The organism is Novosphingobium sp. PY1 (genome assembly GCF_017312445.1).
In the GTDB taxonomy this organism is placed as follows: domain Bacteria; phylum Pseudomonadota; class Alphaproteobacteria; order Sphingomonadales; family Sphingomonadaceae; genus Novosphingobium.
Genome location: NZ_BLTI01000004.1, coordinates 361014 through 385334, shown reverse-complemented (window position 1 = coordinate 385334; position 24321 = coordinate 361014). Strand labels below are relative to the sequence as shown.

General features: G+C 66.7%; 25 protein-coding genes. 17 read left to right on the top strand and 8 right to left on the bottom strand.

Going from position 1 to position 24321, the window contains the following annotated elements; genetic code table 11:
- Nucleotides 1–110: 110 nt before the first annotated feature.
- From J3474_RS05985 to J3474_RS05970, 4 genes are read left to right on the top strand one after another with little or no spacing between them, the layout of a single operon-like run.
- Nucleotides 111–872 (top strand): SDR family oxidoreductase, encoded by a 762-nt coding sequence (locus J3474_RS05985; RefSeq protein ID WP_207093406.1) that lies wholly within the window; start codon nt 111–113, stop codon nt 870–872.
- A gap of 17 nt (nt 873–889) precedes the next feature.
- Nucleotides 890–1846, top strand: a complete 957-nt coding sequence (locus J3474_RS05980) for a 2-hydroxyacid dehydrogenase (protein ID WP_013831936.1) — start codon at nt 890–892, stop codon at nt 1844–1846.
- A complete protein-coding gene (locus J3474_RS05975; RefSeq protein ID WP_207093405.1) occupies nt 1843–2583 on the top strand; it encodes an SDR family oxidoreductase in 741 nt (246 codons plus the stop codon). Before J3474_RS05980 ends, J3474_RS05975 begins: the two co-directional genes overlap by 4 nt.
- A 43-nt stretch (nt 2584–2626) precedes the next feature.
- Nucleotides 2627–3742, top strand: coding sequence for an NAD(P)-dependent alcohol dehydrogenase (locus tag J3474_RS05970; protein WP_207093404.1), 1116 nt, complete (start codon nt 2627–2629; stop codon nt 3740–3742).
- 185 nt (nt 3743–3927) lie between these two features.
- On the opposite strand, the gene J3474_RS05965 is transcribed toward J3474_RS05970, so the two are convergent.
- Nucleotides 3928–4380 carry a tRNA (cytidine(34)-2'-O)-methyltransferase gene (locus J3474_RS05965; protein WP_207093403.1) on the bottom strand — a complete coding sequence of 151 codons (453 nt, stop codon included), beginning with the start codon at nt 4378–4380 and terminating at the stop codon, nt 3928–3930.
- Between the two features lie 190 nt (nt 4381–4570).
- Between J3474_RS05965 and miaB the strand changes: the two genes are divergently transcribed.
- Both miaB and J3474_RS05955 read left to right on the top strand, forming a co-directional pair.
- Nucleotides 4571–5905: a tRNA (N6-isopentenyl adenosine(37)-C2)-methylthiotransferase MiaB gene (miaB, locus tag J3474_RS05960; protein WP_038575864.1), complete on the top strand. Its 1335-nt coding sequence runs from the start codon at nt 4571–4573 to the stop codon at nt 5903–5905.
- Nucleotides 5902–6615, top strand: coding sequence for an alpha/beta fold hydrolase (locus J3474_RS05955; RefSeq protein ID WP_041558703.1), 714 nt, complete (start codon nt 5902–5904; stop codon nt 6613–6615). The genes miaB and J3474_RS05955 overlap by 4 nt, the downstream gene beginning before the upstream one ends.
- 36 nt (nt 6616–6651) lie before the next feature.
- Here J3474_RS05955 and J3474_RS05950 read toward each other — a convergent pair whose 3' ends face one another.
- Nucleotides 6652–7233, bottom strand: coding sequence for a hypothetical protein (locus J3474_RS05950; RefSeq protein ID WP_207093402.1), 582 nt, complete (start codon nt 7231–7233; stop codon nt 6652–6654).
- Nucleotides 7234–7439: 206 nt separating this feature from the next.
- Here J3474_RS05950 and J3474_RS05945 point away from each other — a divergent pair, with 206 nt between their 5' ends.
- The 4 genes from J3474_RS05945 (at nt 7440) to J3474_RS05930 (ending at nt 11039) form a co-directional block, all read left to right on the top strand.
- Nucleotides 7440–8477, top strand: a complete 1038-nt coding sequence (locus tag J3474_RS05945; protein ID WP_007013097.1) for a PhoH family protein — start codon at nt 7440–7442, stop codon at nt 8475–8477.
- Between the two features lie 188 nt (nt 8478–8665).
- On the top strand, nt 8666–9151 hold the full coding sequence (ybeY, locus tag J3474_RS05940) for an rRNA maturation RNase YbeY (protein ID WP_207093401.1): 486 nt from the start codon (nt 8666–8668) through the stop codon (nt 9149–9151).
- A 28-nt stretch (nt 9152–9179) separates the two neighbouring features.
- Nucleotides 9180–10103: a hemolysin family protein gene (locus J3474_RS05935; protein WP_007013095.1), complete on the top strand. Its 924-nt coding sequence runs from the start codon at nt 9180–9182 to the stop codon at nt 10101–10103.
- 51 nt (nt 10104–10154) lie between these two features.
- Nucleotides 10155–11039 carry a LysR substrate-binding domain-containing protein gene (locus J3474_RS05930; RefSeq protein ID WP_207093400.1) on the top strand — a complete coding sequence of 295 codons (885 nt, stop codon included), beginning with the start codon at nt 10155–10157 and terminating at the stop codon, nt 11037–11039.
- A 129-nt stretch (nt 11040–11168) separates the two neighbouring features.
- Here the strand turns inward: J3474_RS05930 and J3474_RS05925 are convergent, their stop codons facing one another.
- On the bottom strand, nt 11169–11636 hold the full coding sequence (locus J3474_RS05925) for a peptidylprolyl isomerase (protein ID WP_007013093.1): 468 nt from the start codon (nt 11634–11636) through the stop codon (nt 11169–11171).
- Nucleotides 11637–11805: 169 nt separating this feature from the next.
- Here J3474_RS05925 and mgtE point away from each other — a divergent pair, with 169 nt between their 5' ends.
- Together mgtE and J3474_RS05915 are read left to right on the top strand one after the other, a co-directional pair.
- Complete coding sequence (gene mgtE, locus J3474_RS05920; RefSeq protein ID WP_013831927.1) at nt 11806–13251, top strand: magnesium transporter; 1446 nt, start codon at nt 11806–11808, stop codon at nt 13249–13251.
- 28 nt (nt 13252–13279) lie between these two features.
- Nucleotides 13280–13681, top strand: a complete 402-nt coding sequence (locus J3474_RS05915; RefSeq protein ID WP_007013091.1) for a DUF1489 family protein — start codon at nt 13280–13282, stop codon at nt 13679–13681.
- A 51-nt stretch (nt 13682–13732) separates the two neighbouring features.
- Here J3474_RS05915 and nudC read toward each other — a convergent pair whose 3' ends face one another.
- The 3 genes from nudC to J3474_RS05900 are packed head-to-tail and all read right to left on the bottom strand — an operon-like array spanning nt 13733 to nt 17005.
- Nucleotides 13733–14668, bottom strand: coding sequence for an NAD(+) diphosphatase (nudC, locus tag J3474_RS05910; protein ID WP_207093399.1), 936 nt, complete (start codon nt 14666–14668; stop codon nt 13733–13735).
- Nucleotides 14640–15950, bottom strand: a complete 1311-nt coding sequence (locus J3474_RS05905) for a serine hydrolase (RefSeq protein ID WP_207093398.1) — start codon at nt 15948–15950, stop codon at nt 14640–14642. The genes nudC and J3474_RS05905 overlap by 29 nt, the downstream gene beginning before the upstream one ends.
- Nucleotides 15947–17005, bottom strand: coding sequence for an A/G-specific adenine glycosylase (locus tag J3474_RS05900; RefSeq protein ID WP_207093397.1), 1059 nt, complete (start codon nt 17003–17005; stop codon nt 15947–15949). Before J3474_RS05900 ends, J3474_RS05905 begins: the two co-directional genes overlap by 4 nt.
- A 29-nt stretch (nt 17006–17034) precedes the next feature.
- Between J3474_RS05900 and J3474_RS05895 the strand changes: the two genes are divergently transcribed.
- From J3474_RS05895 to J3474_RS05880, 4 genes are all read left to right on the top strand, one after another.
- Nucleotides 17035–17589: a DUF721 domain-containing protein gene (locus J3474_RS05895; protein ID WP_013831923.1), complete on the top strand. Its 555-nt coding sequence runs from the start codon at nt 17035–17037 to the stop codon at nt 17587–17589.
- Nucleotides 17589–18371 carry a thioredoxin domain-containing protein gene (locus tag J3474_RS05890; RefSeq protein WP_207093396.1) on the top strand — a complete coding sequence of 261 codons (783 nt, stop codon included), beginning with the start codon at nt 17589–17591 and terminating at the stop codon, nt 18369–18371. The genes J3474_RS05895 and J3474_RS05890 overlap by 1 nt, the downstream gene beginning before the upstream one ends.
- A gap of 129 nt (nt 18372–18500) precedes the next feature.
- A complete protein-coding gene (locus J3474_RS05885) occupies nt 18501–19259 on the top strand; it encodes a thioredoxin domain-containing protein (RefSeq protein WP_207093395.1) in 759 nt (252 codons plus the stop codon).
- Nucleotides 19260–19292: 33 nt separating this feature from the next.
- On the top strand, nt 19293–22727 hold the full coding sequence (locus tag J3474_RS05880; RefSeq protein WP_207093394.1) for an AAA family ATPase: 3435 nt from the start codon (nt 19293–19295) through the stop codon (nt 22725–22727).
- Here the strand turns inward: J3474_RS05880 and soxR are convergent, their stop codons facing one another.
- Complete coding sequence (gene soxR / locus J3474_RS05875; RefSeq protein WP_013831919.1) at nt 22728–23180, bottom strand: redox-sensitive transcriptional activator SoxR; 453 nt, start codon at nt 23178–23180, stop codon at nt 22728–22730.
- A 110-nt stretch (nt 23181–23290) separates the two neighbouring features.
- Between soxR and J3474_RS05870 the strand changes: the two genes are divergently transcribed.
- Entirely contained in the window at nt 23291–23662 is a 372-nt protein-coding gene (locus tag J3474_RS05870) for a VOC family protein (protein ID WP_038577376.1), read from the top strand.
- A gap of 8 nt (nt 23663–23670) precedes the next feature.
- Here J3474_RS05870 and J3474_RS05865 read toward each other — a convergent pair whose 3' ends face one another.
- Complete coding sequence (locus J3474_RS05865) at nt 23671–24315, bottom strand: SOS response-associated peptidase (RefSeq protein ID WP_207093393.1); 645 nt, start codon at nt 24313–24315, stop codon at nt 23671–23673.
- Nucleotides 24316–24321: the final 6 nt, after the last annotated feature.

Sequence of the window (24321 nt, the reverse complement as noted above, 5' to 3'; positions counted from 1 at the left end):
CATCGTAAAAATGAGCGCTTACCGCATATCACCTCAATCTCGGGCAACTCGATAAGACTTGTCATGTGACCGATCCCATACTAGGGCAAGGCCATGAAGGAGAGCATGTCGTGAACCTATTCAACCTTGAGGGCCGCAGAGCCCTCATCACCGGCTCCTCGCGCGGAATCGGCTATTCGATCGCGCAAGCCCTTGGGCAGGCCGGCGCCTCGCTGGTACTGAATGCGCGATCGCAAGATGCGCTCGGCTCGGCTGCCGATGCACTGCGCAGCCAGGGTTTCCGCGTAGCCACAAGCTGCTTCGACGTAACCGACCCGGATTCGGTGAACCGCGCCATCGAAGAGATCGAGAGCGAGGACGGCCCGCTGGATATCCTCGTCAACAACGCGGGAATCCAGCGCCGCGCGCCACTCGAGCAGTTCGATGACGACGATTGGCGCGCGCTGATGGCGACGAACCTGGACAGCGTCTATTTCGTGTCCAAGGCCGTTGCGCGTTCGATGATCGCGCGCGGTCGCGGCAAGATCGTCAACATCGGCTCGGTTCAGTGCGAACTCGCCCGCCCCGGAATTGCGCCCTATACCGCCAGCAAGGGGGCGGTAAGGAATCTGACCCGCGGCATGTGCGCCGACTGGGCGCGCCATGGCCTCCAGATCAATGCGATCGGACCGGGCTATTTCGCAACCCCGCTCAACAAGGCGCTGGTCGAGGATCCCGAATTCGATGCCTGGCTGCGTAAGCGCACGCCAGCGGGCCGCTGGGGAAATCTGGAGGACCTGCACGGCGCAGCCGTCTTCCTCTGCTCGGGCGCATCCGATTTCGTCAACGGCCAGACGCTTTACGTCGACGGCGGCATACTCTCGGTAATTTGAGCAGGAGACAGATTTTCATGGGGGATTCTTCCGCAGCCGTCGCACTGCAGCTGTGCCCGTTTTCACCGAATCTGGAAGCTGCGGTCGCGGCCCGCTTCCAGGTTCAGCGCTGGTTCGAGAAGGACGTTGCCGAACAGAAGGCCTGGCTTGCGCAAAATGCCGCGCAGGTTCGCGCAGTCGTGACAGGCGGACACATCGGCTGTCCGCCCGAGCTCATGGCCGCACTGCCTTCGCTGGGCATCGTCGCGATCAACGGAGTAGGCTTCGACAAGGTCGATCTCGCCGCAGCCCAATCCAGGGGCATTGCCGTCACGACGACACCCGGGACCTTGACGGATGACGTCGCGGATCTCGCCGTCGGGCTTGTCATCGCCATGCTCCGGGGACTGCCCTCGGCCGATGCCTACGTACGCCAGGGCCGCTGGCTGCAGGGTGACATGCCCCTGGCTCGCAAGGTCAGCGGACGCCGCTTCGGCATTCTGGGGCTGGGCCAGATCGGACTTGCGGTGGCGCAGCGCCTCGCCGCATTCGGTCCGATTGCCTATTGCGACGCCGGCCCCAAGCCGGTCGATTACGCTTACCATGCAAGCGCGGCCGAACTGGCCGAAGCCTGCGATGTCCTTATCGTGGCCTGCGCGGCCACGCCCGAGACTCGCGGAATCGTCAACGCCGAGATTCTCGCCGCGCTCGGCCGCGATGGATATCTGGTCAATGTCTCGCGCGGCGCGGTAATCGACGAGCCCGCCCTGACCCGGGCGGTGACAGAGGGCGTAATTGCGGGCGCGGCGCTCGATGTCTTCGCCGACGAGCCGAACATTCCCCAGCCGCTTGTCGATAGCGAAAGGACCGTTCTCACCCCCCACATCGCCAGTGCGACCGTCGAGACCCGGCAGGCCATGGCGGATCTCGTGGTGGCCAATCTGGACGATTTCCTGGCGGGAAGAGCTCCGCGCGCGGCACTTGCCCCACGATGAGCAGAACCGCCCTCATCACCGGTGCCGGTAGCGGGATCGGCCGGGCAGTCGCAGTGACCTTGGCGAAGCGAGGCTATCGTCTCGCTCTGGCGGGGCGCAGGATCGCGGCGCTGGAAGAAACGCGTGCGCTGCTTGGCGGGAGCGATCATCTTGCCATCAGCGCCGACGTAACCGATCCAGCCAGCGTGGATGCCCTGTTCGCTCGCACTGTTGACGGCCTGGGACGTCTCGACCTGCTTTTCAACAACGCCGGAGTGAGCCTTGGCGGTGCGATTGAAAGTTATGCGTACGAGGACTGGAAGCGCACCGTGGACACCAACCTGACCGGCGCCTTCCTGTGCCTTCAGGCCGCATTCCGCGTGATGAAGGCGCAGACTCCGAAGGGCGGTCGCATCATCAACAACGGATCGATATCGGCCCACGCCCCGCGGCCTGACTCGATCGCCTATACCGCGACGAAGCATGCCGTTACCGGCCTTACCAAGTCGTGCGCACTCGACGGCCGCGCGCACGACATTGCCTGCGGCCAGATCGATATCGGCAATGCTGCCAGCGAAATGGCCTCGGCCATGGCCGAAGGAGTGCCTCAGGCCGACGGCAGCATCCGGACCGAGCCTCTCATGGATGCTGCCCGGGTCGGCGAGGCTGTCGCCTACATGGACAGCCTGCCGCTTGAGGCCAACGTTGCTTTCATGACCGTAATGGCTACCAAAATGCCGTTCATCGGCCGCGGATAATCCAGACGCGGCAACCACTTGGCGGCAGGACGAGGAGAAAGACATGAAAACGCCAGCACGGGCCGCGATCTGCAGTGGCCAGACCGAACCTTTCGCCATCGCCGATGTCGAGCTGGATGCGCTGCGCCCTGACGAGCTTCGGGTGCGTATCGTTGCCTGCGGCATCTGTCACACCGACCTTGCCGTGCGTGACGCGCAATTGCCGGTCCCTCTGCCGATCGTCCTTGGCCATGAAGGTGCCGGCATCGTCGAGGAAGTGGGAAGCGCGGTGACCTCGGTCAGCCCCGGGGACCGGGTCGTCATGAGCTTCAACTCCTGCGGCGATTGCCCCAATTGCAGCGCCGACGCGCCGACATATTGCTACGAGTTCTTCCCCAACAACTGGTCGGGCGTGCGCCCCGACGGATCGCCCACGCTCTATCGCGACGGCTCCCCGCTCAATGGCAACTTCTTCGGCCAGTCGGCCTTCGCCACCCATGCTATCGCGCACGAGCGCAACGTCGTGCGCGTTCCCGCCAACCTCGACGACACGCCGCTGGAAGTGCTCGCCCCGATCGGCTGCGGCCTGATGACCGGAGCCGGCGCGGTGTTGAATGCGATGGAAGTCCGCAAGGACATGCCGATTGCGATCTGGGGAGCAGGAACCGTGGGCATGGCCGCGATCATGGCGGCAAAGATCGCAGGTGCGCATCCCATCATTGCCATAGACGTGCACGATTCGCGCCTCGCCATGGCCCTTGAACTGGGAGCGACGCACGCCTTCAACGGCCGGAGCGACAACGTCGAGGAGGCTATTCGCGGGCTGTGTCCAAGCGGCCTTGGCTACGCCTTCGATACGACGGGCGTGAACAAGCTGATCGAGCTGGCCTTTTCCCTGCTGGCGCCGAAAGGCATACTGGGCATGGTCGGGGCCTCTGCGCCGGAAGACATGCTCGCCTTCAACGAAGCGACGTTCATGGGCCACGGCCGCCGCGTCATGGGCATCCTGGGGGGCGACAGCGATCTCCAGACATTCCTGCCCACATTGATGGATTACTATCGCCAGGGCCGCTTTCCGTTCGACCGGCTGATCGGCTTCTTCCCCTTCGAGCGGATCAACGAGGCGATTGCGGCCAGTGAAAGCGGCGATGTGATCAAGCCCGTCCTGCGGATGTCCTGACGCACCTTACGCAATTTCGTGGCGGAGCCGGGCAGCTGCGATGGCTTGCCATCGGTTGCAGAGATAGTGACCGGCTCCACCGCGTATCATACGTCCGCTCATGGCAGCGGCGACCACGGCGATTTCTTTGACGATGAACCGGTTCGCGCCCGCCTACCTGCTCTGGCCGAGGGTGGCGCAGCCTCTCAGCCGGGCAGTGTCGCGGTCTGGCGCAGGGCCTCGCCCAGCGCCAGCGCGGCTGCGGTCGCAAGGTTCAGGGAGCGGACTTCCGGGCGCAGGGGGATGCGCACGCGCGCGTCGCTGGCTTCGACCACGGGCGGCGGGACGCCCGCGCTCTCCTTGCCGAAGAGCAGGACATCGTCGGCGCGATAGGCGAAGTCATAGGACGATTGCGTCGTCTTGGTCGTGAACAGGACCAGCCTGCCCGAACCGATGGTGGCCCTGAAAGCCTCGAAGCCCGAATGCCGGGTGATGCTGACGTGGTCGATGTAGTCCATCGCGGCACGGCGGACGCGGCGGTCGTTCCACGCGAACCCCATCGGTTCGATCAGGTCCACCGCGGTACCCATGCAGGCGCCCAGCCGCAGGATGGCGCCGACGTTTCCGGCAATCTCGGGTTCGAAAAGAGCAATGCGCATCGGCGCTGATTGGCGTCGCAATCGGGACCATGCAAGCCCGTTGCGCCACTGCCGGACCGCGACTTCCCCATGAATCTGGCCCAATCGGGTATGCGGCGCTTCATCCGGCGGCGCCTCTCCGGGCGAGCCCCGCTGCACGCCGGGCGCAGCGCCCCTTCAAAAGCCGTGCAAACGCGTGTATCGGGCCGCCATGCATCCTACCCAGACTCCCAAGACCTACCGGGTCAAGAGCTTCGGCTGCCAGATGAACGTCTATGACGGCGACCGCATGGCCGAACTGCTGGCCGAACAGGGCATCGCCCCCGCGCCCGAAGGCGAGGATGCCGACCTGGTCGTGCTCAACACTTGCCACATCCGCGAAAAGGCGGCCGAGAAGGTCTATTCCGACATCGGCCGCCTGAAGCGCGAGGACGGCTCTTCGCCGTTGATCGCCGTGGCCGGCTGCGTCGCGCAGGCCGAGGGCGAGGAGATCATGGCACGCGCGCCCAGCGTGAAGATGGTCGTGGGCCCGCAGGCCTACCACCGCCTGCCCGACATGATCCGCGAGGCCAGCGAGGGCCGCCGCGTCACCGATACCGACATGCCCGCAGAGACGAAGTTCGACGCGCTGCCGCGCCGTCGCCGCTCCGGGCCCACCGCCTTCCTCACCGTGCAGGAAGGCTGCGACAAGTTCTGCACCTACTGCGTGGTGCCCTATACCCGCGGCGCCGAAGTCTCGCGCCCGCATGGCGACCTGATCGAGGAGGCCAGGCGCCTCGTCGAAGCCGGCGCGCGCGAGATCACGCTGCTCGGCCAGAACGTCAATGCCTGGACCGGCGAGAACGCGAAGGGCCAGACGGTCGGCCTCGACGGCCTGATCCGGGAACTGGCGCAGATCGCCGACCTCGCCCGCATCCGCTATACCACCAGCCATCCCAATGACATGACGCCCGGCCTGATCGCGGCGCATGGCGAGATCGACAAGCTGATGCCCTTCCTTCACCTGCCGGTGCAGGCGGGCAACGACCGCGTGCTCAAGGCGATGAACCGCAGCCACTCGGCGGAAAGCTACCTGAAAATCCTCGAGCAGGTGCGCGCGGCGCGGCCCGACATTGCGCTTTCGGGCGATTTCATCGTCGGCTTCCCCGGCGAGACCGATGCCGAATTCGAGGACACGCTCAAGCTGGTCGACGCGGTCGGCTATGCCCAGTGCTTCAGCTTCAAGTACTCGCCGCGCCCGGGCACGCCCGCCGCGACGATGGACGGGCAGGTCCCGCTGGCGGTTATGGATGAGCGCCTGCAGCGCCTTCAGGCCGCGCTCAACCGCGACCAGTACGCCTTCAATACCGCGACCGTGGGCAAGACCTGCTCCGTGCTGGTCGAGCGCAAGGGCAAGCACCCCGGCCAGTGGCTGGGCAAGTCGCCCTGGCTGCAGTCGGTCCACTTCGAGGCGGACGTGCAGGTGGGCGACCTCGTCGAAGTCGAGATCACCAGCGCCGGGCCCAACAGCCTGGGCGCCGCCGCGCGGATGGTCGCCGCGGCGTGAGCGACGGCGTGGAGGGCCGCCAACCGCTCGTCCTGATCCCCGGCCTCGCCTGCGACGCCGCCTTGTGGGAAGCGCAGGTCTCCGGCTTGTGGGACATTGCCGAGTTCACCATCGGCGACACCTTGCGCGACGATTCGATCGCGGTCATGGCCAGCCGCATCCTCGCGAACGCGCCGGAGCGGTTTGCCGTCGCCGGACTGTCGATGGGCGGCTACGTCGCGCTGGAGATCTGGCGGCAGGCCCCGGGCCGCGTCACACGCCTTGCCCTGCTCGACACCAATGCCCGCGCCGACAATCGCCACACCTCCGCCATGCGCCGGGGCACGATCGCGGCGGCCGAGCAGCGCGGCTACGAAGCCGTTGCCCGCGAGGGGCTGGCGCGGCTGGTGCATCCCGAGGCGCCGGAAGACCTGCGCGAACAGGTCGTCGCGATGGCGCTGCGGACCGGCTTCGAGGTCTATGCCCGCCAGCAGAACGCGATCATCACCCGCCCCGATTCGCGCGACGACCTGCCGGCGATCAAGGTCCCCACCCTGGTCCTCGTCGGCGAGCAGGATGCGCTGACGCCGCCCGCGCTTTCGGAAGAGATCGCCGCCGCCATTCCCGGCGCCGTGCTGGAGCGAATAGCCGACAGCGGCCACCTTTCCGCCATGGAGCAGCCCGCAGCCGTGACCGCGGCGATGCGCCGCTGGCTCGAACGTCCCGCCTGAGAACGCACGTCCCGCCTGAGGACGTACGAGCGGTGCTTACGCGCCGGTCTTGAGCGGCTTGAGCGGCTTGTCCGCAATCAGTTCCTTGCCGATCGAATCGACCGGCTCCGCCGGGCTGACCGTCGGGTTGCGGGCATAGGCCTTGCCATCGAAGGGCACGCGCATGATGCCGCCCGGCCTGCCGCCGCCCGAAACCGAGACGGCGAGGTCCTTCCAGCCGTTCGTCTTGCTGGACAGCACGCCTACCGGAAGCTGGACCACCGAGAGGTCGCCGACCTGCCTGTAGCCTTCTCCATCGCGCTTGAGCACGACGAGATTGCAGCCGCCCGTCCCGCACATCATCGGGCCGCCGACATAGGCGAGCACTTCATCGACGCCGTCGCCGTCCAGATCGGCCTCGGCGCGGGCGTACTGCAGCGAATCGGTCTGACCGCCCAGATCCTTCGCGGCGCTTTCTTCAAGCCAGCTTTCGACCGTAACCGGCGTGACCGCGGCTTCGGAGGCCTCGCCGGTCGCGGTTGCGCTGGTCTCGGGAGCGGGTTCCTCGCCCTTGCACGAGGCGAGCAGCAGGGCCGGGACAGCCAAGAGGGCGAGCGGGAAAATGTGCTGGCGGTTCATGGGACATGGATAGCCTTGGTCCTTCGCCCCGGCAATGCGCCTTGCCTCGATCCGGCTTGCGGCGGGCCCATCCCGCAGGATCCGGGGAGGTTTATGGGTTATCCACCAGGAATCGATCTGCGCCATGTGCGCGAGAGCTTGCAAGCTGCCCGGAGCGGGACCATCTTCGCTTACAGAACAGCACACGTTTTGCCCGAAAGGAGCGCATGGCCCGCAAAGCAGCCCGTGCCGATGACCCGGCGCAGTTCAGGCCCGAAACCCACCGCCGGGCCCGTGTCGAAATACAATTCGACGAACCCACGCTGCTAGGCGCCCTGTTCGGCCAGTTCGACGCCAATCTCGTGCAGGTTGAGAACCGGCTCGGCGTTTACATCGCGGCGCGCGGCAATCGCATCCAGATCGAAGGTCCGGAAGATGCCGTGGCCAGGGCCCGCGAAACTCTCACCGGCATGTACCACCGCCTCGAACAAGGACAGGATCTCGATGCAGGCGCAGTCGAATCATTGATCACGATGTCGGCCGAACCTACGCTCGAAGGCATCATCTCCGGCGACCAGGGCGCGCCGCCGATCATGATCCGCACCCGCAGGAAAACGATCGTGCCGCGCTCGGCGACGCAGATCGACTACATGCGCGCGCTGGCCCGTTCGGACGTCATCTTCGCGCTCGGCCCGGCCGGCACGGGCAAGACCTACCTCGCCGTCGCACAGGCGGTCAGCCAGCTCATGACCGGATCGGTGCAACGCCTGATCCTCTCGCGCCCGGCAGTCGAAGCCGGTGAGAAGCTGGGCTTCCTGCCCGGCGACATGAAGGACAAGGTCGATCCCTACCTGCGGCCCCTGTACGACGCGCTCTACGACTGCATGCCGCCCGAACAGGTGGAACGCCGCCTCGCCTCGGGAGAGATCGAGATCGCGCCGATCGCCTTCATGCGCGGCCGCACGCTGGCCGATGCCTTCGTCATCCTCGACGAAGCGCAGAACACCACGCGCGAGCAGATGAAGATGTTCCTCACCCGCTTCGGCCAGAACAGCCGCATGGTCGTCTGCGGCGACCCCAGGCAGGTCGACATCCCCGGCGGCGACCGCATGAGCGGCCTGGCCGACGGCGTCCAGAAGCTGGAAGGGATCGACGGCATCAACGTCACCCGCTTCACCGCCGCCGACGTTGTGCGCCACCCGATCGTCGGGCGGATCGTCGAGGCTTACGAGGGACCTCTGTCGCAGTACGACGAGAGCAAGTAGGGCAGTCTCGGTTCGGCCCTGTCTGTGTAGTCGCTGGATCCCCGCCTTCGCGGGGATGGCGGCTGAAGGCTGACGTGCGCGTCCTGCCCCAGCCAATTGAACTCTCATCATCCCCGCGCGCCCGTCATCCCTGCAAAACCGGGGATCCAGCTTCCTTGCACCGCCGCAAACCGCTAGAGGCAGTAGCGATGAATCTCGAAATCGATATCGAAGAGCCCTGGCCGGAAAGCACCGATTGGGCAGAGCTGACCGAGCGCGCCTGCGCGGCTCTGGCACAGGTGGCGCCCGAACTCGCGAATCCGCGGCTCGTGACGAGCGTGCTGTTCACCTGCGACGCCGAAGTCCACGTCCTGAACCGCGAATGGCGCGAAAAGGACAAGCCGACCAATGTCCTTTCCTTTCCGATGCTTGAGCGCAATCAGGTGCTCGAACTGGAAGCCGATGGCCCGCCCGAGATGCTCGGCGACATCGCTCTCGCCTTCGAGACCTGCGCCCGCGAAGCCGCGGAAAAGGGCATATCGGTCGAGGATCACGCCAGCCACCTCGTCGTTCACGGACTGCTCCACCTGGCCGGCCACGACCACGAGATTTCCGATGCCGATGCCGAAGCAATGGAAGCGCTGGAGACGAAAGCACTTGCCCAATTGGGGATCGCCGACCCATATGACGACTGAATCAGGTTTGAAGGGGTAACCAGTCACGATGGCCGACAATGGCCGCCACACCGAGCCCGGCTCGGGAGATCCGGACAGTAGCGGCACGCTTTGGCGTGTCTTCCGGAGACTTTTTCACGCAGACGCAGATCAGTCGCTCAGGGCGCAGATCGAAGACGTCATCAACGAACACGAGGGCGACGCCGAACATGGGGCGCAGCCCAACGGCGACCTGTCGCAGCTCGAGCGGCAAATGCTGCGCAACCTCCTGCACTTCAGCGAGCACGATGCCGACGACGTCGCGGTGCCGCGCGGCGACATCATTGCCATCCCGGCCTCGGCATCGTGGGAAGAAGTGGTCGAGGCCTTTGCGGAACACGGTCACAGCCGCATGCCGGTTTACGGGGAATCGCTCGACGAGATCCGCGGGATGATCCACATCAAGGATATCTTCCCGATCCTCGCGCGCGGACTGCCGGCGCCGGCCGACTGGACCAGCCTGATGCGCCAGCCGCTCTACGTGCCGCAGGCGCGCGGGGCGCTGGACGTACTGGCCGACATGCGCGCACGCCGCACGCACCTGGCCGTCGTGATCGACGAGTACTCGGGGACCGACGGCATCATCACCATCGAGGATCTCGTCGAAGAAATCGTCGGCAGTATCGAAGACGAACACGACGATGCGCCCGAAGAACTTCTGCTGCCGCTGGAAGACGGCATGTGGGATGCCGACGCCCGCGTGGAACTCGATGAAGTTGCGGAACGAATCGATCCACGACTTGCCGAAGTTGAAGAAGCAGTAGATACACTGGGCGGCCTCGCATTCGTACTGGCTGAGCAGGTTCCACAGGTCGGAGCGATCCTGGAACACGACAGCGGCTGGCGAATCGAGGTAACCGAAGGAAATGAGCGACACGTCACCCGATTACGGTTGCATCCGCCGGTAGAGGAGCTCGAGAGCGCAACAGACTGAAGCCGTCATCTGCCCAGCAGTTGACTCGTGACCGGATGAAAAGACGAAACATTGCCCGTACGCCGCCTCCCCCCTCTGCGCGCACTTGAAGCCTTCGTGCGCGTCGTCCGCCTTGGTTCGGCCAAGGCGGCAGCCAGTGAACTTGCCCTGTCGCCCTCCGCCCTCTCCCGCCGCGTCGCCGCGCTGGAAGATTTCACAGGCAAGCGCCTGTTCACCCGCCAGCACCAGGCGATGAAGCTGACCGAAGAAGGCCAGGCTTTCTACAACGTCGTCGGCCCCAAGCTGGAAGAACTGGCCGAAGCCGTCGAATCGCAGATCGACCGCGGACAGGTCCTGCGCCTGCACCTTGGCGTGCCGACCCTGTTCGGCGGCCAGCGCCTGTTCCCGCGCCTGCCCGAACTGCGCAAGCTGCATCCGCGCCTGCATATCGACATCGATACCGGCGCCCACCTCGAGGATCGCGTCGGCGACACCCTCGACGCGGCGATCATCCTGGCCAAGGAGCCCGATCCCAATTTCTACCGGATCCAGCTCGACCACAACAAGGTCTATGGAATCGTGTCCAGAGGACTTGCCGAGGAAATCGGTTCAGCACCCGATGTCGAGACGCTCTCGAAGCAGACCATCCTGATCCACAACGACCTGTTCGACAGTTTCGAGGCCTGGAAGACCGCAATCGGCATGCCGCAGCTCGAACCGGCATCGATCGACCGCTTCGACTCCGGCCAGCTCGTCCTCGAGGCAGCGGCGCAAGGGCTGGGCATCGCGATCATGCACGACGACCACTTCCGCCGCTCGCACGACAATCGCCTCGCCCGCCTGTTCGACATCGATGTCGAGAGCCCGTACCGCTACTGGTTCGTCTGCCGTCCCAAGGCGCTGGAAACCCGCCCGGTGCGCATCTTCCACGAGTGGCTGCTGCAGGCGGGGCTCTGAGCCGGGTAGCGCCGCAGGCCTTGACAGGCTCAGCTTGAACCTGCCGAAGGACGGGATTGCTGGCACCGAGCCAACGAAAAAGGGGCGCCCCGGCCGGGGCGCCCCTTCCTGCATTCGAACCGGTAGGGCTCAGCCTTCCGATACCGTCGCCTTGACGATCTTGCCCGGCTCGCGCGGCGGCTCGCCCTTGGGCAGCGCATCCACGTGTTCCATGCCTTCGACCACCTGACCCCAGACGGTGTACTGCTTGTCGAGGAAGGTGGCGTCGTCGAAGCAGATGAAGAACTGGCTGTTGGCCGAGTGCGGGTAGCTGGTGCGGGCCATCGAGCAGACGCCGCGCACATGGGGCTCTGCGTTGAATTCGGCCTGCAGGTCCGGCTTGTCCGAACCGCCCATGCCGGTGCCCTGCGGGCAGCCGCCCTGTGCCATGAAACCGGGGATCACGCGGTGGAACTTCACGCCGTCGTAGAAGCCCTCGCCGGTCAGCTCCTTGATGCGCTCGACGTGGCCGGGGGCCAGGTCGGGGCGAAGCTTGATCTTGACGTCGCCACCGCCGCTGCCGGTGTCGAGAGTGAGCGTCAGGTATTCGTCGGCCATCTGTAATCTCCTGTTGTCCGCGTCGATGCGGATCCGGGCACCGGCCCGATATAGGCTGCGTCTCGCCAATGTCACGCACGCCTGTCCGGAACAAGTATCCGAACAGCTATCTGCCGCGGCCCTTCCTTCGCCTGTTGCAATTGCGAAATTGGCGCTTAGACCGGCGCTTATGAGCGGCGCGGACCTCGACGACGAACTGAAGCAGGACGATGCCGTCGCTGCAGAGGCAGAAGCTGAATCGCCTGCACCCGAGAGCGAGAGCCTCGACGAGGAGAACCGGCTCAAGCCCGAATTCGTGCGCAACGTCATGGATGCGCTCGACGAGGAGGACTCCGACCGCGTCTACGAACTGGTCGAACCGCTCCACCCGGCCGACATCGCCGACCTTTTAGAGCTGGTCGACGAGGATGAGCGCCTCCAGCTCGCCCGCTCGATTCGCGACCTCATGGGCGTCGAGGTCATCGCCGAACTCAACGACTGGGTCCGCGAACTCCTGATCGAGGCGCTGCCGGCCGACGTCGTCGCCGAAATTGCCGAGCAGCTCGACACCGACGACGCCGTCGCGATGATCGAGGACCTCGACCGCGAGGACCAGCAGGCGGTCCTTGCCGAACTCGATCCCGAAGACCGCGCCGCGATCGAGGCCGCGCTTTCCTATCCCGAGGAATCCGCCGGCCGTTTGATGAGCCGCGAGTTCGTCGCGGTGCCCGAGACGATGACGGTGGGCGATCTCATCGATTTCCTGCGCGAACACCGCGAACTGCCGACCGAGTTCTGGGAAGTCTTCATTGTCGACGCGATGCACCGCCCGGTCGGCACTTGCGCGCTGTCCTGGATTCTGCGCTGCCCGCGCAACATTCCGCTCTACGACGTGATGTCGCGCGACCAGACGCTGATCCCGGTCGACATGGACCAGGAAGAAGTGGCTCTGCGCTTCCAGAAGTACGCGCTGATCTCCGCCGCGGTGACCGATTCCGCCGGGCGCCTGATCGGCCAGATCACCGTCGACGACATCGTCCACATTATCCAGGAAGAGGCGAGCGAGGACATCCTGCGCCTGTCCGGTGCCGGTGATGGCGACATCAACGAGCCGATCCTGATCACCGTGCGCGCGCGCCTGACCTGGCTGTGCGTCAACCTTGCCACCGCGATTCTGGCATCGTCCGTGGTCGGACTGTTCCAGGGCGCGATCACCCGTTTCGCGCTGCTTGCGGTGCTCATGCCGATCGTATCGGGGATGGGCGGCAATGCCGGGACGCAGACGCTGGCCGTGGTGGTGCGCGCCATCGCCACCAACCAGCTGACCGATTCCAATACCGTGCGCATGATCCTGCGCGAACTGCGCATCGCCACGGCCAACGGCGCTGCGCTCGGCCTGCTGATCGGCGGGGGCACCACGCTGTTGTTCTCCAACCCGCTGCTGGGTGCCGTCATCGGGGCGGCCATGGTGATCAACAACCTCGTCGCCGGTCTTGCCGGCATCCTCGTGCCGGTCACGCTCGACCGCTTCCGCATCGACCCGGCCGTATCGTCCGCGGTTTTCGTCACGACGGCCACCGACACCATGGGATTTTTCTCGTTCCTCGGGCTTGCCGTGCTAACCGGACTCGCCTGACCCACCGCGAATACCTATCTTCGTTCCCATGCCGCTGCACATGACCAAGATCGCCTATTCCGCCGAGAGCCCGGCGGACCTGCGCGCATGGCTGGAAAGCCACGCAGACATCGGCGAAGCGCGCCTGACGACGCGCTACCTGCCCAAGCGGCACGAGGAAATGGCGGGCGGTTCGCTTTACTGGATCTACGAACACGCCCTCATCGGCCGCTCCCCGATCCTCGGCTTCGAACAGCGCGAGGACGGCCGCTGGTGGATCCGCCTCGCCCCCAAGCTGATCCCGGTCGTGACCAAGCCCAAGCGCGCCCACCAGGGCTGGCGCTATCTCAAGGAAGAGGACGCCCCGCGCGACCTGGGCGACGGCGAAAGCTCGGGCGATATCATGCCGCCCAAGCTGGCGCGGGAACTGGCAAGGCTCGGCCTCGTCTGAAGGTTCGGCGCCAAGGCCCGGCTTCCTCCTTGCCGCGCCCTGAGCGGAGCCTCAGCCCCGGTCGATCCACCAGCGCATGAGGACATGGGCAATCGCCGTCTTCGGCGGCGCACCGAAGGCCCGGCCCAGTTCGCCGCGGCCGATCGCCTCGAGGGCATCGACCACGTCCTCGCGGCTGAACCAGCGGGCATCGTCCAGTTCGGTTTCGTCGATGGTTATCTCGGTCGTCTCGGCATAGGCGTGGCAGCCGATCATCAGCGAGGACGGGAACGGCCAGGGCTGGCTGGCGATGTAGGTCACGTCGCGGACCCGGATCCCGGCTTCCTCCAGCACTTCGCGGGCAACCGCCTCCTCTATCGTCTCGCCCGGCTCGACGAAACCGGCAAGCGTCGAATAGCGCCGCTCGGGAAAACGCGGCTGGCGCCCCAGCAGCACCTTGCCCTCATGCTCGACCAGCATGATCGTGACCGGATCGACGCGCGGAAAGTGCTCCGCACCGCATGTTTCGGAGGTGCACGTGCGCTGCCAGCCGCCCTTGGCGAGCCGCGTGGGCTGCCCGCATACGGCGCAGAAGCGGTGACGCGCATGCCAGCCGACCAGCGAGCGGGCGCCGCCATAGGTCGCCAGTTCGCCCGCGCCCAGAACCGACATTGCATTCCAGCTAGCCGGTCCGGCATGGGGACTGCCCGAGGGATAGGACGATCGCACTTCGGCAAAACAGCCGCGTTCGCCATCGAGGCCGAGGAACACCAGGTCGCTGTCGGGCGCGGCATCGGCAAGGCTGCCCCATTCCAGCGCGCCATCGGGCGTCAGCACCGGGTCGAGCCCATCCATGCGCAGCAGCCGCGCCTTCCACGTCATCAGGGCATCGAGCGCGGCAGGATCGCTGCGGACATGATCGGCGCGGTCGAGGTGCGATCCGGAGAAGGCAATCGGGGTAGAATCGAGGGCAATCACGTCAGCGTTTCTCCAGCATGGCCATGACATCGGCTTTGAGTGCGGCCTGGAACTCGGGAAGCAGTCCCACCGCGTTGGGCGGCATGAACTGCACGAATATCTGCGAGCGCAGGGCATGGACCATATCGACCATGCCGACCGTGCCCGCCGCGCCCGACCAACCGTAGATCCCGGCCTCGCCGCCGCGCCCGACGCGCCCCCCGGCGCCGAAACCTGCCGCCCCGCCGAACGCGGCCGGGATCGTCACGCCAGCGGGCAGGAGATCGCTGGTGCCGGTGCGCACGGCCTGTGCAGCGAGCACGCGCTGCCCGTCGATCGTACCCGACTGGGCAAGCATGCGCAGGAACCGGTCGTAGTCGCGCGGCGAACTGACAAGGCCCGCCCCGCCGAAGGGGAACGGCGGTTTATCGAGAAAGATCGAATCCATCCCGCTATCGATAGGCACCAGCAACTTGCCGAGCGCGCCATAGTTGGTGGTCAGGCGGGCGGCATCGGACTGCGGCACCTGGAAGAAGGTGCTCGACATCCCGGCGGGTTCGAAGATCGTTTCGCGCAGGTAATCGGCAAAGCTGCGCCCGCTGGCCACTTCGATCACCCGGCCCATCAGGTCGAGCCCCATGGAATAGCTCCAGCGCGTGCCGGGGTCGGCCACCAGCGGCACTTCGGCAAGCCGGTCGGCAAAGCGATCGAGGCCGTGGACCGGCTCGCCTTCGAACACGCCGGGAATCTTCATGCGGCTGATCTGGCCCGCGACCAGGCCCTTGCGCTCCATCAGGTCCTTGATCGGCCCTTTCTGGATGATCGTGTAGCCGATGCCCGAGGTGTGGGTGAGCAGGTGCCGGATCGTGATCGGCGAGCGGGCCGGGTGCAGCGCGGCAACCGATCCATCGTATGTGTCCTGCACCTGCATGTGCCGATACTGCGGCAGGATGTCGTAAAGCGGCTGGTCGAGACCGAGCCTGCCTTCGCTGACAAGCTGCATGGCGGCCATGCCGGTAATCGGCTTGGTCATCGAATAGATGCGGAACAGGCTGTCCGCCGTCACCGCATCGCCATCGGTGAAGCCTTCCGAACCGCGCGCGACATATTGCGGTTCGCGCCCCGGGATACCGAGCGAAGCGACCATGCCGGGAAACTTGCCCGGCCCCACCCAGCGCTCCACCACCGCGCGCACTTGCGGCAGCAGGTCCGGATCGGCAGCGGCGAGCGCAAGGCGCGGCATCAGCGCAGCGCCGATCCCGGCACAGGCGCCCATGCGCAGCAGCGCGCGCCGGTCCATCGCGGCCTCGAGCTGGGCGAGAGTGCGAATCATACCCTCTCTCCCGTTCCGGCGAGCGCCAGATGCGCCGCCTTGGCGAAAAGCGTGGGCAGGCCGGCCTCCCCGATCCGGTCCAGCGGCCACCACTCGCCCCCTTCGGCGGGAAGACTATCGCATTGATTGCCGTGATAAACCGCAAGGTTCAGCTCTAGCGAGAAGTGCGTGAAGACGTGGCCGACCTTGCCGGCGCTTTCCCACGGTCCGTCCAGCGGCCCTTCACCGGTGCCGTCGCCGCGCGAATGCCAGCCGTCGTCGGGCAGCGCCCGCATCCCGCCAAGCATCCCCTTGCCGGGACGGCGCACCAGCCAGACGCGTTCGTCGCGCTCGATCCAGAAGGCCCTGCCCCGGCGCGCCGGCCTGGCCTTTTTGGGCGCCTTGACCGGGAAGCGCTCCGGCTCGCCAAGTGCCCGCCCCTCGCACTCGGCCGAAAGCGGGCAGAGCAGGCAGCGCGGCGCCCGGCTGGTACACACGGTCGCGCCCAGATCCATCATCGCCTGTGCGAAATCTCCGCTGCGCCGCTCGGGCGTGATCGCATCGGCCTTCTCGCGGATTGCGGTCCGTCCACCCGGCAGCGGCGTATCGAGGGCGAAGAGCCGGGCGACGACGCGCTCGACATTGGCGTCGACCACCACCGCGCGGCGGCCGAAAGCGATGGCGGCAACCGCGGCGGCAGTATAGGCGCCCAGCCCCGGCAGCGCGCGCAGTTCCTCCTCGCTATCGGGAAAGCGCCCGCCGCGCGCCGCGACCTCGCGCGCGCAGGCCAGCAGGTTGCGGGCACGGGCGTAGTAGCCAAGTCCCGCCCAGGCGGCCATGACCTCCTCGTCCGGCGCGGCGGCCAGCGCGCTCACGTCGGGCCAGCGCCTCGTGAATTCGGCGAAGTAGTCCTTCACCGCGGCAACGGTGGTCTGCTGCAGCATGACCTCCGAGAGCCAGACGCGGTAGGGATCGGGAGACGGCGCACCCGGGCGCGCACGCCACGGCAGGTCCCGCGCATGGGCGTCATACCAGTTGAGAAGCTTGCGCGAGATCGTATCGGAACTGGCTTCCATGGGCCCGCTATGGCATTGCAGCGCCGGTAATGGAACGGGATCGCGGCAAACAATCGAGCAAACCGGGCAAGACCTCGCCCGCCCTCAAGCGCTACGAGCGTCCGCGCGGCGGGCAGGCGCGCGCGATATCGGACCTGATGCCCGAAGTCGGGCGCACCGCCTTTCGCCGTTTCGGCTTTGTCCAGTCCAGCGTGGTGACCCGCTGGCCCGAGATCGTCGGTGCCCGCCATGCCCGGGTCTGCTCTCCCGAGTCGATCCGCTTTCCGCCCGGCGAAAAAAGCGACGGCATTCTCCAGCTCGTCGTGCTGCCCGCCCATGCCCCGATGATCCAGCACGTCATTCCCGAGATCATCGACCGGGTGAACCGCTTCTTCGGCTACAATGCGGTGGCCAGGGCCAAGATCCGGCAAGGCGAGGTTAAGGCGCCGCCTGCTTCAGACCGCAGGTCTGCTCCGCCTTCGCTCAAACCGGTGCCGATGGAACTGGGAGAATCGCTGCGCGACATCGGCGACCCGGAACTTCGGGCCGTGCTGGAATCGCTGGCGCGGAGCATGGCTGCCAAGGAAGACCAGAAGGACAAGTGATGAAGCCGTCATTCGTGAAGTCCATTGCCCGTAACGCCGCCCGTACGATCGCCCTTGCCTCCTGCGCCGCGCTGAGCCTCGCCGCCAGCCCGCCCCAACCCGCACCTAAGCCCACGCCCACCGCAAAAGCGAGGCAGCAGCTTGCCGCGAAGGGCAACTGGAACGGCACGATGGGCGTGACGGCGGACGGCAGCCATACGCTGGGCAATCCCGACGCGCCGATCAAGATGACCGAGTTCGTCAGCTACACCTGCCCGCACTGCGCCGTGTTCCACCGCGAAGCGGACCCGGTGCTGCGCACGACGCTGATCCCCAAGGGTCAGATCCAGGTCACCGTCACCAACCTGCTGCGCAACCCGATCGACCTGACGATCGCGATGCTGACCTCTTGCGGCGATCCGAACCGCTTCTGGGTGCGCCACAATGCGTTCTTCGCCTCGCAGGACCAGTGGCTCGCCACCGCGCAGAAGATGACGCCGGAACAGCTTGCGCGCTGGGGACAGGGTGAAATCCCGGCCCGCATGCGCGCCATCGCCGGCGACCTTGGCTTCTACGCCAAGATGCAGCAATGGGGCATCGACCGCGCCCGGGCGGACCGCTGCCTCAACGACGCCGCGATGCTCGACAAACTGCGCGCGCAGCAGTCGGCCGCCGGATCGCTGGGGCTGACCGGCACGCCCAGCTTCGTCATCAATGGCGAAGTGCAGCAGGTTCACGATTGGGAGCATCTCTCGAAACTGCTCAGCGACCGCGCCGCGGCGCTGCAGGCCGGCAGGATCTAGACCGCGAAATCGGTGCTTTCGCCGAATTGCGGGGGTTAGCTGTGGAGATGTCCCCTCCCGGCCCCCGCACGCCCTTGATCTGTCCGGACCATGGGTTAGCCATTTTCAATTCGCAAAGGATTCGCTTCGATGACCCGTTTTCGCTTCCGTAACGTCGCGCTGGGCCTGATCGCCGCTCCGCTCGCCCTCGGCCTGGCCGCCTGCGGCGACAAGAAGGACGAGGCCGCGCCGGTTTCGAACGAGCCGATCGCCCCGATCGCCGCTCCCGCCGGCAAGAGCTGGTCGGACATGGTCGCCAAGACGGACGAGGGCGGCTATCGCCTCGGCAATCCCGAGGCACCGATCAAGCTCGTCGAATATGGCGCGCTGAGCTGCTCGCACTGCGCCGAATTCGCCAAGGAAAGCTTCGCCAAGCTGCGCGATGACTATGTCGCCAGCGGCCGCGTCAGCTACGAACTGCGCTACTTCATGCTCAACCCCTACGACGTGCCGGCCTCGCTGCTGGCCACTTGCGGGTCGACCGAGGCGGTGATCCCGCTCAGCGAACAGTTCTGGGCCTGGCAGCCCAACATGTTCCAGAACGTGCAGGCGCTGGGCGAGGACAAGCTCAAGGCTATCGGCGCAATGTCGCCGCCGCAGCAGATCCCGGCCATCGCGCAGGCATCGGGCATGACCGAATTCTTCGCCTCGCGCGGGATCGCGCTCGACCAGGCCAAGTCCTGCCTTGCCGACACCGCCAAGGCCAAGGCCCTTGCCGACCAGACCGAGAAGGCGACGAAGGAATTCAACGTCACCGGCACGCCCACGTTCATCATCAACGGCTCTTCGGTCGGTTCGATGGGCTGGGACGAGCTGGAAACCAAACTGCAGCAGGCCGGCGCGCGCTGATGCGCCGGTTCTGGCTTCGATAAGGGCGACCCGATGCGCATAAGGCGGCTCAAGCTCAGTGGATTCAAGAGCTTCGTAGAGCCTTCCGAACTGCGCATCGAGCCGGGGCTGACCGGCGTCGTCGGCCCCAACGGCTGCGGCAAGTCCAACCTTCTCGAAGCGATCCGCTGGGTCATGGGCGAAAGCTCGCCCAAGTCGATGCGCGGCGGCGGCATGGAAGACGTGATCTTCGCCGGCACCTCCAGCCGCCCCCCGCGCAGCTTCGCCGAAGTCGTCCTGACCGGCGAGACCACCCCCATCGACGGCAAGCGCGAAGAGCTTGAAGTCGTGCGCCGGATCGAGCGCGGGGCGGGCAGCGCCTATCGCGTCAACGGCCGCGACGTGCGCGCCAAGGACGTGGCGCTGATCTTCGCCGACGCCGCGACCGGCGCGCATTCGCCCGCGCTGGTCAGTCAGGGCAAGATCGCCGCGGTCATCGCCGCCAAGCCGACCGAACGCCGAGCGATGCTGGAAGAAGCAGCGGGCATCGCCGGCCTCCACGTGCGCCGCAAGGACGCCGAGCAGAAGCTGCGCGCGACCGAAACCAACCTTGCCCGCCTCGAAGACATCATGGCCGGGCTCGACAAGCAGGTCGCCACGCTGCGCCGCCAGGCCCGGGCGGCCGAGAAGTACAAGGCCCTGACCGACGAGATCCGGCTGGCCGAGGCGCGCCTCGTCTATGCCCGCTGGCGCGATGCCGCCGCTGCCGCAGAGGCCGCGCGCAAGGAAGCCAAGGCCGCGGAGGCCCGCGTCAACGAGGCGCAGGAGGCCGCGAAGCTGGCGCAGAACGCACAGGCCGCCGCTGCCGAAGCGCTGGTCGAGGCGCGCGACGAACTGGCCGACCGCCGCGACGATGCCAATGCGCAAGGCCACCGCATGGCAACGCTCACCAGCCAGCTCGAAGCGGCAGAACAGCGCTTGGCCGATCTCGAGAGGCAGAAGGCCCGGCTCGAGGAAGACCGCGGCGATGCCGACCGCGTGACCCGCGATGCGGCGCAGGCGCTTTCCCGCCTCGAACGCGAACTGGCCGAGAGCGAAAAGCAGCTTGCAGCCGACGAGGCGCACCGCCCCCGTCTGGCCAATGCCCTGGAAGGCGCCGAACGCGCCGCCCGCACCGCCGAACTCGAACTGGCGCAGGCGACCGCCCAGCAGGCCGGCGTCGAGGCCGAATGGCGCATTGCCGAGGCCGAACTGGCACAGGCAAGGAACCGGCTTGCCCGCCTCGATTCCGAGGCAGAGCGCCTGCAGTCGCAGATCGGCGCGCTCGAGGCGGCAGGTGACCTCGACGCCGTCGTCGCCGCTGCACGAGCGAAAGCCGAAGCTGCCGGAAAGGCCCTTGCCGAGGCCCGCGAGGGACTTGAGGCGCAGCAGGCCCGCAAGGCAGAGCTGCAGGCCCAGCGCGATGCCGCAGCCTCGGAACTCGCCGGCGCGCGCGCCGACCTCACCGGCATCGAACGCGAACACGGCGCCCTCGTTCGCGACCGCGAGGCCCGGGCCAAGGGCGCCAAGGCCGCACATGGCCTGCCCGTCGCGATCGACGCGGTGCGTGCCGCGCCGGGCTACGAACGCGCGCTGGCCGCCGTGCTGGGCCGCGACGCCAAGGCGCCGCTGGGCAAGGTCGAGGGCGCCGATGGCCGCTTCTGGACCGGCGCCGAGGCGCCCGCGCCAGTGGCCCAGAGCCTTGCCGCGCACGTCACGCAGTGCCCGACCGAACTCGCGGCGCGCCTCGCGCTCGTCCATGTCGTGGACGAGGATGACGGTCGCGTCCTCAAGGCCGGCGAGTGGCTGGTCACGCGTTCGGGCGTGCTGCGCCGCTGGGACGGTTTCGTTGCGCGCGGCGAAGGCGCCGCCGAAGCCGCCCGGCTCGAGGCCGAAAACCGCTTTGCCGAACTCGACGCCCAGCTGCCGCCGCTGCGCGAAGCCGTGGCGGTTGCCGAAGCGCGCCAGACCGGGGTGCAGCAGGAACTCTCCGCGCTGCAGGCCGCGGTCATTGCCGCCGAACGCGCCATCGCGCAGGCCACCGATGCCGAACGCAGCGCCCTGCGCGCCGCCGACCAGGCCGAAGACCAGCGCCAGCGCCAGCGGGCCCGCCGCGCCGAACTCGATACGCAGGTCGGCGAGCTGGCCGAGCAGCGCAAGACCGCCGCGCAGGACCTGTCCGCCGCCGAAGGCAAGCGCAAGACACTGCCCGATCCCGAAACCGGTCGCGCCGCGCTGCAGGCCGCAAGGGAGAGGAACGAAACCGCCAAGAGCGGGCTGCAATCGGCGACGGCCGGACTTGCCGCGCACGATCAGGCGCTGGCGGTGGGGCGCGAACGCACCGCGTCGCAGCGCAGCGACATCCGCAACTGGCAGGGCCGTGCCGGCGACGCCACCAATCGCCTCGCCCAGATGGCCGGCCGGCTTGAGGAAATCGAGGCCGAGCGCGCCGTGTTCGCCGCCAAACCCGCCTCGATCATGGCCGAGATCGAAGCCGGGGAAGTCGTGCGCAATCGCCTCTCCGATGAACTGGGCAAGGCCGAAGTGGCCGTCACTGCCGCGACCGAGGCCGCGCGCAAGGCCGATGCCGAACTGGCCAATGCGCAGGAAAAGCTCGCCAGCACGCGCGAGAACCGCGCCGGTGCCGTCGCCCGCGCCGAAAACGAGGACGAGCGCCGGGTCGAGATGACGCGGCTTTCGGGCGAGCGCTTCCAGTGCCCGCCTCCCGTCCTGCCGGAACGCTTCGCTTTCGATTCCTCGCAAGTCTCCGGCGCGCAGGCCGAGACTGCGACGATGGACAGGCTCGTCGCCGACCGCGAGCGCATTGGCCCGGTCAACCTCGTCGCTGCCGACGAACTGGCCAAGGCGGAAGAAGAACTGGGCGTCAGCGTAACCGAGAAGGCCGAGCTGGCCGAAGCGGTCAACCGGCTGCGCGGTTCGATCGGCAACCTCAACCGCGAAGGGCGCGAACGCCTGCGCGCGGCTTTCGAGGCAGTCGATGCGCATTTCCGCCGCCTGTTCCAGCAGCTTTTCCAGGGCGGGCAGGCGCACCTGGCGCTGGTCGATTCCGACGATCCGCTCGAAGCCGGACTGGAAATCTTCGCCCAGCCGCCGGGCAAGCGCCTGCAATCGCTGACGCTGCTGTCGGGCGGCGAACAGGCGCTGACAGCCGTTGCCCTGATCTTCGCCCTGTTCCTCACCAACCCGGCCCCGATCTGCGTGCTGGACGAGGTCGACGCGCCGCTCGACGATGCCAATATCGAGCGGTTCTGCGACCTGCTCGAGGCGATGACCCGCGAGACCGACACGCGCTACCTGATCGTCACCCACAATGCCGTGACGATGAGCCGGATGCACCGCCTGTTCGGCGTGACCATGGTTGAAAAAGGCGTCTCGCGCCTCGTCAGCGTGGACCTCGGCGCGGCCGAGGAACTGCTGGCTGCCGAATAGCTATTTCAGCACGAAGCGCGGCCCGGGGCCTTCCGCCCCGGCTGCATCCTCGGCATTGTAGAGGCGGCATTTCGTCAGGCTCAGGCAGCCGCAGCCGATGCACTCGTCCAGCTTGCGCCGGGTAAGTTCGAGCAGCGCGATCTTCGCGTCGATCGCCTCGCGCATGGACAGGCTGATGCGCTCCCAGTCCTCGATCGTCGGCGTGCGCCCCTGCGGCAGCTGCGCCAGCTCGCGCTCGATCTCCGCGAGGCCCAGCCCCAGTTTCTGCGCGATCAGGATGAAGCTGACGCGGCGAATGTCCGAGCGCAGGAAACGCCGCTGGTTGCCCGAAGTGCGCAGCGAGACGAGCAGCCCCTTCTCTTCGTAGAAGCGGATCGCCGACACCGCGACGCCGGTCCGGCGCGAGAGATCGCCGATCGAGATGAAGCGGTCGGTCACGCCCTTGGCAGTCATCTCAATACCTCCAGTTTCCGTTTGACCTCAAGTTAACTTGAGGTTGCACCTTGGGCAAGCCGAGTGATTCGCCGCCGGGGCGGATCGCTGAAATCCAAGGAGAAATGCACATGCCCAAGGGAAGACTGGAACACGCCAACATCACCGTGAGCGACATCGAGCGCTCGTCCAGGCTGCTGCAGGACCTGCTCGGCTGGGAAGAACGCTGGCGCGGTCCGGCCCTTAACGGCGGCGAGACGATCCATGTCGGCGAGGAGTTCGGCTACATCGCCGTCTATACCGACCGCAAGGAACATGACCGCTTCGCCAAGGGGGCGCCGCTCAATCACCTCGGGATCGTCGTCGACGACCTCGACGCTGCCGAGAAGATCGTGGCCGATGCCGGTCTCGTCCCCTTCAACCATGCCGACTACGAACCGGGCCGCCGGTTCTATTTCCTGGACTGGGACGGCATCGAATTCGAACTGGTGAGTTATGAATGAGCCGCTGATCACAAGAGCCGGGGCGTGGTATTCCCACCGCCCCGAGCCGGCTGCCCGCCGCCGCTCCACAATTCGTCCGTCCGGTCCACCGTCAGGGGAAGGTCGGGTGTGCGACACAGGCGAAACGCCTCCTCCGGTGTGCCGCTGATCCATTGCCCCCACGCATCGCGGGGCAGGAGAACCGGCATGCGATCGTGCACATCGACCATCTGCGGGCAGGAATCGACCATCACCATGGTATAGGCCTGCCCCCATTCGCCGGTCGGCCGCCAGAGCCCGGCGACGGCGAAAGTCTCTTCCCCTTCCACGCCATACCAGGTGCGGGTCATCCGTCCCTTGCTGCCCTCGGCCTCGGCCCAGGCGGTGACGGGCACGAGGCAGCGGCGCTTTTCGAAGCTGTCGCGCCAGAACGCGGTGGAGAGCTTGTCGTCGCGGGCATTGGTGACGGGCCTGGGCTTGAGCGGCTGCCCTTGCTTGCCCTTGAGCACGAGCGGAAAGCCCCATGTCATCGCCTGTGCCCTGCCCTCGGCAACGACGAGGCCGGGATAGCCGGGATAGACTTCCTCGGCGAAATTGGCGCCGCGTTCGGGCAGGACTTCGAAGAGCCTGGCGACTTCTTCTACACCCTTGGTCATCCGGTAGAGGTTGCACATGGCAAC